The 11,823-nt window shown below is 50.1% G+C and carries 6 protein-coding genes; all 6 read right to left on the reverse strand.

Annotation, left to right across the window (positions count from 1 at the left end):
• Nucleotides 1–74: 74 nt before the first annotated feature.
• The 6 genes from Q1V85_RS05195 to Q1V85_RS05220 are packed head-to-tail and all read right to left on the reverse strand — an operon-like array spanning nt 75 to nt 11,795.
• Nucleotides 75–1,511, reverse strand: a complete 1,437-nt coding sequence (locus Q1V85_RS05195; RefSeq protein ID WP_300598144.1) for an arylsulfatase — start codon at nt 1,509–1,511, stop codon at nt 75–77.
• Nucleotides 1,471–5,631: a two-component regulator propeller domain-containing protein gene (locus Q1V85_RS05200; protein ID WP_300598145.1), complete on the reverse strand. Its 4,161-nt coding sequence runs from the start codon at nt 5,629–5,631 to the stop codon at nt 1,471–1,473. The genes Q1V85_RS05195 and Q1V85_RS05200 overlap by 41 nt, the downstream gene beginning before the upstream one ends.
• Nucleotides 5,568–6,977: a sulfatase gene (locus Q1V85_RS05205; protein ID WP_300598146.1), complete on the reverse strand. Its 1,410-nt coding sequence runs from the start codon at nt 6,975–6,977 to the stop codon at nt 5,568–5,570. The genes Q1V85_RS05200 and Q1V85_RS05205 overlap by 64 nt, the downstream gene beginning before the upstream one ends.
• A 52-nt stretch (nt 6,978–7,029) precedes the next feature.
• Nucleotides 7,030–8,400 carry a sulfatase gene (locus tag Q1V85_RS05210; protein WP_300598147.1) on the reverse strand — a complete coding sequence of 457 codons (1,371 nt, stop codon included), beginning with the start codon at nt 8,398–8,400 and terminating at the stop codon, nt 7,030–7,032.
• A 12-nt stretch (nt 8,401–8,412) separates the two neighbouring features.
• Entirely contained in the window at nt 8,413–9,738 is a 1,326-nt protein-coding gene (locus tag Q1V85_RS05215; protein WP_300598148.1) for an alkaline phosphatase family protein, read from the reverse strand.
• Nucleotides 9,738–11,795 carry an arylsulfatase gene (locus Q1V85_RS05220; RefSeq protein ID WP_300598149.1) on the reverse strand — a complete coding sequence of 686 codons (2,058 nt, stop codon included), beginning with the start codon at nt 11,793–11,795 and terminating at the stop codon, nt 9,738–9,740. Before Q1V85_RS05220 ends, Q1V85_RS05215 begins: the two co-directional genes overlap by 1 nt.
• Nucleotides 11,796–11,823 lie beyond the last annotated feature (28 nt).

Consider the following 11,823-nt stretch of genomic DNA (forward strand, 5'->3'; position numbering starts at 1 on the left):
TATACCATTTTAGTATCTGTTTTGACAATAAATTCCTGTTTGTCAATGTCTGACAATTGTCAAAAAAATCCGGATTATTCCCGGATATCCCAATTGGAGGGCGCCTTAAATGCTTTTTTACCCTGTTCATAGGGCGGCACTTTCTCCGCAGATATGATGGCCTGGTATTTTTTTGACCGTTCAAGCAATACCTTTACCTGTTCGGGATATTGTGAGGCCCGGTTTTCTTTTTCGTATGGATCCTGGTCAATCGCAAACAGCTGCAGCGTTGCTGCACCATCAGCATCCGCAGATCTGGGTATTACCAGTTTCCATCCATCTTTGATCAATGCTCCGTTTCCGAGATAAAATTCCCGGGTACTGTTCTTTTGCTCCCGCAGGTTCTTTAAAACAGAGATCCCGTCATAAGGCTGCGGAGGAGGTGCCTTTATCCCTGCAATCTCACGGAGCGTGGGAGCAATATCGATATACCCCATTACCTGGTTGGAGGTCCAGCCGCCCTTGAACCCAGCCGGCCAACGGATTACAGCAGGCACCCGTACACCGCCCTCCCATTCCTGGAATTTAAAGCCCCGCAAGGGTTGGTTCCGCCCGCCCTCCTTTTGAGCTGCACCGTTATCGCTCTGGAACAATACCAGGGTGTTTTCATCGATACCCGCTGCCCGGAGTGCCTCTAATATACGACCGATACCCAGGTCCATTGCTGTAACCATCGCCGCATAAGTCTGCCGGCGCGTATTACCTCTTCCTATGGCCCCTTCGTTGCCCGTCTGTTCTTTACCAAAAACCGGTTTTGACGGATCAAAACCATTCTGAATAAGATCCGCCTCTTTTGCCTGCAACGGGCCATGCGGTGCGTTATACGCTACATATAAAAAGAAAGGCCCCTGTTTTTTATAATGATTGATGCATTGTACCGCTTCTTTTGTGATCAGGTCCGTAGTATAACCGGTGTCTTTTGATGTTTCCCAATCGTTGTGCCAGTCCAGTTCTCCTTCGCGCATATGGGTGAAGTAGTCGATCGCACCGTTATAGTGCCCGTAAAAATGAGTAAATCCGCGGCTCAGGGGCAGGTATTTGCGCCTGGAATGTCCCAGGTGCCACTTACCGACGGCTGCCCGGTTTTTATACCCGGCCTGTGCCAGCATTTGCGGCAGGAATTCGGCCGCTGTATCTACCCCAAAATCCAGCCATGGGGCGATCACGTTCTCCCGGAGTCCATAGCGTTCCGGCAACCGGCCGGTCATGATACCGGTGCGCGTTGGCGAACAGATCGGACTTACATAATACCGGTTCAGCACCACCCCTTCCCGTGCCAGCTGATCTATATGCGGCGTACGGATCTCACTGCCGTGAAAACCCACATCTCCCCAACCCATATCATCGGCTACAATGATGACAATATTGGGCGGTGCCTGCTGGGCGCGGGCCTGAAGCAACCAAAAAGAACACAGGAACAGGAGGCAGGCGCTATGCCTGATCTTTCCGGAAAACGGAATCTTTATATGCATGGTCTGACAGATATTTTTCTACAAATTCACGGGGTGTTACGCCAAACTGAAGCGTAAAACATTTGGTAAAATAGGAGGGTGAATTAAAACCGGTACGGTACCCGGCTTCAGAAACATTGCACTTACCGGATAATAATAACTTGGCGGCTTCTTTTAAACGGATCACCCGGATGAATTCATTCGGACTGTTCCCTGAAATCGCCTTTAGTTTTTTATGCAATGTGGAACGGCTCATGGCCACCGCCTTGCTGAGCTCTTCTACCGATAGCTGGTAATCATCCAGGCGCTCTTCAATAATAGCGGTGATCTTTTCGATAAACACCTGGTCGCTGGGATTATTGTACAGGGTATCGGCTTCCACAAAGGGATGAGCACTGAATTTCTCTTTCAGGCGGGTCCTTGTTTCCAGCAGGTTCTTTATCGTTGCCGCGATCTGTTTCCATTTGAAGGGCTTCATGATATAGGCATCAGCACCGCTTTCCAGCGCCTGCAATTCAGCATCCGTAGTACTTCTGGCCGTAAGCAGCACTACCGGTACATGGCTGCTGCTGATCTGTTCCCTGATCCGCCGGCAGAGCGTAATGCCATCCATTTCGGGCATCATCACATCCGACAATACCAGTTCGATCTGCCGGGCCTGCAAAATGCCCAGTGCTTCCTTTCCATTGATCGCACAACAGGTCTGATAGCCCTCGGCTTTGAGACTGGCCGAAATAAAATCGAGCATATTCAGATCATCCTCCACCACCAGAATGGTTGGTCCTCCTGCGTCACCGTCCATTGCCACATCCCCGGCCGGCAATACAGCCGCTTCATCCTTTACAACTGTTTCAAAAGGGAGCACGAGCATAAACGTCGTAAAGCCATCTTTTCCGTTTACGGCGGTTAGTGCCCCTGAATGTTTCTCCGCCAGTGCTTTTGCCAGCGACAGCCCGATACCCGTGCCACCGATATTGTTCAACTGTCCGCCTGCACCCGTCACTTTATAAAAGGGTTTAAACACTGCTGTAAGTTCTGCTTCGGGTATACCGATGCCATCGTCTTTTACCTGAACGGATACCGCCCCCTGTCCTTTCGCATCCGGCTTCTGCTGGCATACCCGGAGCTCTACAGTTGTGGCCGCAAATTTAAAAGCATTCATCAGTAGATTGTTGAGGATCTTCTGCAGTGCTTCGGGATCTGCATCAATCGTAAGCCGGTCCACATCTGTTGTTAACAGGAACTGCAGTTTCTTTTGTACGGCAATGGCACCAAAACGGGCATACAGCGCCTGAACAAAAGAGATCAGTTCTACCGGTTCTTTGCGTATGGTATAAATATCACTCTCGATCCTTCGAAAATCAAGCAACTGGTTCACCAGCGACTGGAGGCGTTCGCTGTTCTCCTCCATCACCTTCAGCTGTTGCCGTTGCTCATGCTGGAGCGCTGCATCTTTCAGATTCTCAAGGGGCGCCATGATCAGCGAAAGCGGGGTTCGTATTTCATGTGCCATGGTGGTAAAGAAATCCATTTTCTGCTGATAGAATTCCTTTTCCCGCTGTACTTTCATTTTTTCCAGCCGTACTTCATTTTTCCGGATCTCACGCCGTTTATAATAGTTGCGCAATAAAAAAATGGCCGCTACCAGCAATGCAGCATAGAGGATATAGGCCAGATTGGTCCTGTAAAACGGAGGCCGCACCCGTACATCTACCGATATTTCTTTATCATTCCAGTTGCCGTAGATATCGGTGGCTTTGACTTTAAACGTATAGGTGCCGGGAGGCAGGTTGGTATAGGTAGCTACCCGCTGCGTACCTACATTGTTCCACTGGTTATCGAACCCTTCCATTTTGTAGGCATATTTTATTTTGCCGGGGTCTTTAAAATCCAACAGTGCATATTCAAAACTGATGACGGACTGCCTGTACGATAACTGGATTTTACGCGTAAACCCAACCAGCTGTTGCAGGGCACTTTTCTTATCATCCAGGTCCGGTTCATGATCAAAGATCTTAAAGCTGGTAAGGATCAGGTTGCTTCCGGACGTTGCTGTACGGATCTTTTCCGGGTAAAATGCATTAAACCCATTGATGCCCCCCAGGAAAATGCGGCCATCCCGGGCCCGGTAATAGGCGTTATAATTATAGAGTTTTCCCTGCAGGCTGTTGAGCCCGGTATAGGACCACACTTTCGCTTCTTTTTCCGAGAAGCGGAGCAACCCGTTATTGGTAGACAGCCATAAATAACCCTGGTCATCCGGCACAATCCCAAACACCACATTGCTGATGCCCTGTTCCTGTCCGTACCGTTTAAATTTGCCGGTCCGTTTATCCAGCCTGTTCAGCCCGCCGCCATCGGTACCAGCCCACAGCCGGCCTTCCGGATCATCGTACAGGGAAATGATCTTATTGGAACTGATCGATTCCGCATCACGCGCGGTACGGAACTGCTGCCATTTCCCCGTTTTAAAATCTTTCTTTAACAGTCCGTTTTCATAGGTTGCAATCCACAGGGAGCGGCCGGCGTCCTCCCACACTTTATAGATACAGCTGTTGTGCAGATCCATATCCGTAATCGTTGTAAATTGTTGCTTTACCGGATCAAAAACATTCAATCCCTTTACGGTTCCGATCCAAAGCATACCACTGCGGTCTTCATAAATACTGTAGATACTATTGGAGCTGATACTACCCGGATCAGCCGGGTTGTGATGATACTGTGTAACCACCCCTGTGTTCAGATCAACCCTGTTCAATCCCCCGGAAAACGTACCCACCCAAAGGCGGTTGTTCCGGTCCTTGTATAAGGCATGGATATTGGAATAGGAAAGCGGTTGCGTGTACGGAGGAAACGGATATTTATAGAATTTACCGGTGGCCGTTTCAAAATAATTTAATCCGCCATTTTCTGTGCCCACCCAAAAATTGCCGGGGCGGTCTTCGAGGAAACAGCTTACAGCGCTGCCGGAAAGTCCATCCGTGCTGCCATTGGGATAGTACAGCTCAAACGAGGCATCGGCCGGTGAAAAATAATTCACGCCACCAAAATACGTACCTACCCATATCCCTCCCTGCCGGTCTTCATAAATAGAATAGATCGCATTGTCGCTGATGGCATAAGGGTCTCCACGGTTGTTTTTATATTGTGTAAAGGTACCCGTGGCCGTGTTCAATACATTCAATCCTTTCTCGGTGGCCACATATACCTGCCCGGGCATGGGCTGATAAATGGCACGCACGATATCGTCGCTGATTGATCCGTTGCCGCCTGCACGAAATACCTGGAAGCGCCGTTCTTTTACGATCCATTTATTCAATCCCCCGGAGAGCGTGCCGGCCCATATATTGCCTTCGGGATCCTTATAAAGCGAAAGGATGAAGTTGCTGGATAAGGCTCCGGTTCCTGCCTTATGATGCACAAAACGGTTGGTTGCGGGGTCCAGCACATCAATCCCTTCTCCAAAAGTACCCATCCAGATGTGACCGCTGGCGTCTTCCGCCAGTTTCCGTACCTGGTTTAACGAAAGACCACCGGTGCCGGCGCGGTAGTTAAGCACTGTGTTCGAATGGGGATCAAACCGGTATACGCCATTGCTGCGGGTTGCCACCCAGGTTTCTCCCCTGGATGACTTCAGGATATCGAAGATCAGGTCTTTCTTTGCAAAGGCGACCGGTGTGAATTTTTCACGGGCCAGATCAAAGGAATAAAGCCCTTCTTCCGTTCCCACCCAAAAGGTGGTACTGCTGATCTTGCAAACAGAATGGATCAGGCTGTTGTCTGCATGGTCCTTATCTTCCCGTACCTGGTATATTTTAAAGGTATAACCGTCAAACCGGTTCAACCCGTTCTTGGTACCGAACCAGATATACCCCTGGTCATCCTGCAGAATATTCCAAACGGTATTGGAAGACATGCCGTTCCGAACGCTGTAATTTTTAAACAGCAGCTGTTGTGCGTGTAACAAGGGCGACCATAATACCAGCAATAGCACTAAGGCGCACAGGCGGCCATGCTTTATAAAAAGACAGCAGAAGCCATCCCTGTTGGTGTTATGTAATCCGCCCTTCAATCCATTTACTTTTTTGCTTTCTTTTTTACTACAGTATCCGGCACTTCCGCATCCACTTCCTTTAGCCACTGATCCAGTTTCTTTTTTAGCTCAGCTGCTTTTCCGGGCATCTGCGCCGCAAGATCGGTTTGTTCCGAAGGATCATTTTTCAGGTTATATAATTCTGTACGATCCGCTTTATAAAAATACAGCAACTTATAGTCTCCATCCCGTACCGCACTGCACATGCGGTTTACCCAGCGGCCGGTTTCCGAGGGATAGTGCCAAAAAAACGGTTCGCGCTCTGCTATGGCTTTTCCTTTCAGCAGCGGCACCATACTCTTGCCATCCAGCAGGTTGTCTTTCCGGTTTTTTGTTTGCGCCAGCTCCAGGAAGGTTGGGTAAAAATCGGTAGCCATTACCCGGGTATCAACCTTGGTCTGCGGCCGGATGGTTGCCGGCCAGCGCGCAATCAGGTTTTCACGGATACCGCCTTCATACAGCCAGGACTTGCCGGCACGCAGTATCCCATTGTTGCCCAGGTGCCATACGCCGCCATTGTCCGAGAAAAAGATCACCAGTGTATTTTTATCGATCCCTGCTTTTTTCAGCGTTTCCATAACTGTTCCCACGCCCGCGTCGATCCGTTCGATCATGGCTGCGAGATAGGGATTATCCAGGTGATCCGCCTCGTGCCGTTCATTCTGCGGGCCAAACAAGGCTGCTGCTTTTCCTGTACCATATTTCGCATCAAACTTTGTTTTATACTTTTTTACCAGGGCCTCAGGGGCATCCAGTTTGGTATGTACGCTGTAAAAGGTAAGATAAAGAAAGAATGGCTTCGCCTTATTGCGCAGGATGAATTTAGACGCTTCACTGCATTGGCGGTCGGTAAGATATTCTCCTGCTGCACCGGTATTGAATGTACTGATTTTGTCATAGGGATAAAAATAATCCCCGTCTGCGATGTATTCTGTTTCGGATCCGATCACCTCATCAAAGCCATGCTGCTGCGGGTTGCCCTTCGGGGCATCGAATTTTGTATCGAGGTGCCATTTGCCAATAATGCCGGTATGATATCCCGCTGCCGACAGAGCCCGGTTAATGGTAAAAGATTTTGCGGGGTCCAGGTAACGGTCGGCATTGTTATCCAGGAAATCCGTGATCCGTACCCGGGCGGGGTACTGACCGGTCATGATGCCGGCACGCGAGGGCGAACAAATGGGCGCTGCCGAATACGCCTGTGTAAACCGTGCCCCTTCACCGGCCAGCTTGTCCAGGTTTGGGGTTTCGTTAAACGTATTGCCATAGCATCCCAGCTCGGCCGATCCCAGGTCATCGGCCATAATAAAAATAATATTGGGCCGTTGCTGCGCTTCCGCAACCGCGGTCCACAGGCCTACAACCATTAAAATGAGCCATCTTGTTTTTTTCATCTTTTTGTGTTCAGGAGTTTAATTTGAAATCTGTTCCAGCTTTGCCATAAGATTATTTCCGTTCAAATGGTACGTCCAGTGCTGCGCCCGGATCGCCCTGTTGTTTCATCCAGCCTTCCAGCTTTTTCCGGTATGCGGCTATCTGTGCTGCATATTTTTTATCGCCGGCCAGGTTGTGCAACTCATAGGGGTCGTTTTTAAGGTCATAAAATTCCAAAGCGGGCCGGTGAATATTGCGTTCCACCAGTATTTTATCTTTTGGAGATGTTGCAGCTTTTTCCTTCCAGCTCACCCAATAAGCATTTTTGGGATTCATCATGTACTTAATGTGATAATTTTTACCGGGTGTAAGATTCAGCAATAACTTATACCGGCCGTCGCGAATGCTGCGGATCGGGTATGGCGGGCCTTCCGGCAAATTATTGTGAATGCCAAAAGCCACATCCCTTGCCTGCTGCGTTTTGCCCTGGAGTACGCCCAGGAAGCTGCGCCCGTCGAGGTGTGCAACAGGATTGCCGCCTGCGATATGAATAAATGTAGGCGTAATATCTTCATATTGTACAATGGCACCGGTAGCCGTTTTGGGTTTTACCACACCGGGCCAGCGCACGATCATCGAACTTTTTTGTCCTGCATCCCAAAGCGTCCATTTGGCACCCGGAAACTGCGCACCCTGTTCCCCAAGGAAGATAAATACTGTATTCTCTTCCTTCCCTGTTTCTTTTACCGCCTGCATCAGCTCCCCTACCTGGTTATCCAGCCTGCGCACTTCTGCCAGGTATTTCTGGAATTGCTTTCTTGTGGGTTTGGTATCTACCCAGTGTGGCGGCAGGATCAGCTTTTCCGGATCAAACTCGGTGGTATCCCCCACCGTCCATGGCGCATGCGGGTTGATGCTCATTACAAAAAGGCAAAAGGGCGTCTGTTGTCCGCTCATAAAAGCTTTTACGTCTGTCAGCGAATAATCGTCTGTAGGGGATACACAATTGGGTTCAAAGCCTTTTATGATCTCGAAGGGAAACACCGTCCGGGGCTTTGTGCTATGGTCTTTCCCTGTTAGGGCAACCGTGTATCCTAAACCGGAAAGGTAATGCCCGATACTTTTTAAGGTATCATATACCGGTTTGTGATTCTGATAAGAGCCGTGCCGTACCGGGTATAAGCCGGTGAACAGTGAGGCACGGGTAGGTACACACATCGCCTCCGATGCAATCATGTTATTGAATTGCATTCCCTGATCTGCCAGCCGGTCGATGTTGGTGGTTTTAAGATTCCGGCCACCATAGCAGCTGAGCTGCCGCGAATCGAGGTCGTCTGCCATGATTACTACAATATTGGGCTGTTTGCTGCGCTGCGCCTGGCTTTTAATAACAATACCTGTGAACAGCAGTACGAACAGTAACAACCCGGTTCTTTTTGTCATATGATCAACTTTTTATCGGTTTGAAAAAATATCGGGCAAAGCATTGGTGCCATTGCCGATGGAAGGAATGCCCAGCAGGCGGCAGATCAGCGGTGCAATATCCAGCATGCGCAGCTGCGTCAGTGTACTGCCTTTTTTGATACCATAACCCGCCGCAATAAACCCGGTATAGATCTCATCAAAATCCGGGTAATAGCCATGCGCGCCGCCCAATGGTTTCGTACGAATCAACGGGCCTTTTATGGCATTGGCGGCCACGATCCCTTTTTTCATGGCCAATGCCAGTTCCACTTCCGGGTTGGCACCGATCTCCGTAAGCTCTTTCTTTGTAACAATCCGGAACCATTGATCGCCCCGGGGCAACCGGCGTAACAAATCTTCTACCTGTTGGGCGGTGGCTGCATCACCGGCTTTTTTTGTGTATAGAAAAGCGGAACCACCTGCCGTATAAAATTTTGCCTTCCAGTCCCCGTCACTGATCAGTCCATTCTTTTCCAGCAGCACATTGGGTGCAAAGCTTTGCGTAGCATCTACAAATCCATGATCGCCCGTTACAATGATGGTTGTATTGGATGCCTGCCCGGCTTCTTTTATCGTGGCAACCACCTGCCCGATCATACTATCGATCAGGGCCACGGCTTCTTTTACTTCCGGGGCATCCCGGCCATGCTCATGCTGGGCATGATCCGCCTGTATGAAATGGATGGCCAGCAATGCCGGCTGGTATTGCTTAAATATAAAAGCCGCCATCCGCCCGATGGTGCGATCAACATCCCTGTATTTAAAGTCATCCGCAGTAAGCGTTCCGCTGCCGGAGGCCGCCATCTGATCCAGCATGCCAGCCGGGGTAATATACGGCCGGGTTACAGAAAGCTGGTCTGTTTTTTCATCACCGTCGGCCCGGCGCACCGGAAAATTATAGTCGATCGGCGCACCAACCGTTACCGGCCACATTACGGCTCCGGATGTAAGTCCCGCTTGCTTAACTGCTTTCCAGAGTGTGGGTGTTTTTATTGCACTGTCTTCCCAATACCAGCGGCCCTTTGGTGCTTCAACCGGGGCATTGTAATAAATGCCATGTTTTCCCGGAGGCTGACCGGTAACGATGGATGTATGCGAGGGATAGGTTACGGTAGGAAATACCCCCACTACCTGCCGGGCATAAACACCCTGTTGTTTCAGCTGTTTCAGATGCGGGGCCTGCCAGGCAGGATCCAGGTAAAATTCCGGACGGAGCCCATCGATACTGATCAGCACCACATGTTTTGCAGACTGTGCTTTTACCGGCAGCATTCCACCCAGCACTATTGCAACAAAAAGTATTCGTTTCAGTAACATCATTTATTTTTTATAGCAACCAGTTCCACATCGTCAATCCACAGCTGCGAGCCGGGTCCGGCTGTTCCAAAATAAAGCCCAACCCGGTACGTGCCGTTTTCAGGAATAACTGCTGAAGTACATTCAAAATCTTTAATCCCGGGTTTAACCTGCAATTCCTGGTCAATGACCTTTGGAGCGCCTGCACCGGTGCTTTCAAGCCGTACAAAGAAACGCGTACTGCGATTGGCCGTTGCTTTTATCTTGATCAAAAACCGTTCTCCCTGCTGTGCTTTAAAAGGCCAGAGCATGGAAAGCGCAGCGGGCTTTGCTGCCGGCTGCACCACAGAAATGAATGCCGATTTTTTGCCGGAGATACGGCTGTTGTCATCGATCCTTATCGAGCCATTCATATCCGCCGCCTGGTGTACGTTCCAGCCGCCCAGGTTGTCGTCGAAATTTCCATTGATGTTTCTGCGGTATGCCTGCATCCGCACCCCATACTCCCGCGTATCGAGGGGAAACGCACCTATTTTCCGGGCCCATTGCTCCCAGTCTGCATATAATGCCTTCACGCGTTCCGGTTGTTTGCGGCTCAGGTCGTTCATTTCAGTGGGATCTGTATCCATGTCATACAATTGCAGCGTGTTCATCGAGAACGATGCGTCCTCCGGTGTTTTGGCTACCAGCTTCCACTTACCATCGCGCAGGGCGATATTGGCCTCATGTTCCCAATAGATCCGCCCCCGGTTATTGGCCTGTCCCGAAAAATGAGGCAGCAGGCTTTTGCCTTCCATCGGATGAATGTTATGCCCCTGAAATACGGAAGGGTACCGGGCCCCGGACACTGCCACACAGGTGGCCATAATATCGGTGATATGCCCGTAGCCGGAAACAAACTGGTTATTCAGGCGGGCCGTAATACCCTTTGGCCAATGCACGATCAGCGGGGTGGCAATGCCGCCTTCATGAGTAAAGTGTTTATACTGCTGAAAGGGTGTGCTGCTTACATTTGCCCAAGGCAGCCGGTAGCTTTCAAATGTGGCCGCTGTTCCATCCACGGCTTTACTTTCACCGCTGCTGATAAACTCGGCGCAGGCTCCGTTGTCGCTAAGAAAAAAGATCAGGGTATTATCCAGTTCATTGTTTGCGCTGAGTGTTTGTATGATCCTTCCGATCCCTTCATCCATGATATCGATCTGTGCCGCATAGATGGCCATGCGCCGGCTCATTTCCTCCTGTTCTTTATCCGTCAGCCGGTCCCATGCAGCAACGGTGGCATCCCTCGGCGTGCATACAGCTGAAGCTGCAAACAAACCGATCTCTTTTTGTTTTTTAAAACGTTGAGCCCTTATAGCGTCCCAGCCCTTTTTATATTCCGCCGTATATTTATCAATGGTGGCCTTCAATGCATGCAGGGGCCAGTGGGGTGCCGTATAGGCTACATACATAAAGAAAGGATCCTGCTTCCTGCTGCTGAAATGCTCCTTTAAAAAGCGCACGCTGGTATCGGAGATGGCGTTGGTCAGATAAAAATGATCGGGGGCCTTATATTTCCGGTTGTCGCTGTAAAGCACCGGTGTGAAATAATTGGCCCCACCGGGAATGATGCCGAAATAACGATCAAACCCACGCTGCCGCGGCCAGTTATCAATTACCTCACCATCGATCTTCCGCTCATTGGTCACATGCCATTTGCCGGTCATGTAGGTACGGTAGCCGGCCGTTTTTAATACCTCGGCGATCGTTACGCATTCGTTGTTCAGGTTGTCCTGGTAAGCAGGTCCGGTGCCCAGGTCCGCCGCTGCCATCCAGCCCATTCCGGCCTGATGCGGGTAAAGCCCCGTCAGCAGGGAAGCCCGCGTTGGACAACACCGGGCTGCATTGTAAAACTGCCGGTAACGGATGCCTTCCTTTGCCAGCTGATCGAGATGCGGCGTCCGGATTTCTCCGCCATAGGCACCGATATCGGAATAGCCCATATCATCTGCCATAATGAGCAGGATATTGGGTTTCGGCTGCGCACGGGTGAACACTGAAACGCCCAATAAACATATTAAAACGGAAAAGCGGAACATTCGTTATTCAATTTAAAGTTAGACCTTC

The organism is Niabella sp. (assembly GCF_030150205.1).
Classification (GTDB): Bacteria; Bacteroidota; Bacteroidia; order Chitinophagales; family Chitinophagaceae; genus Niabella.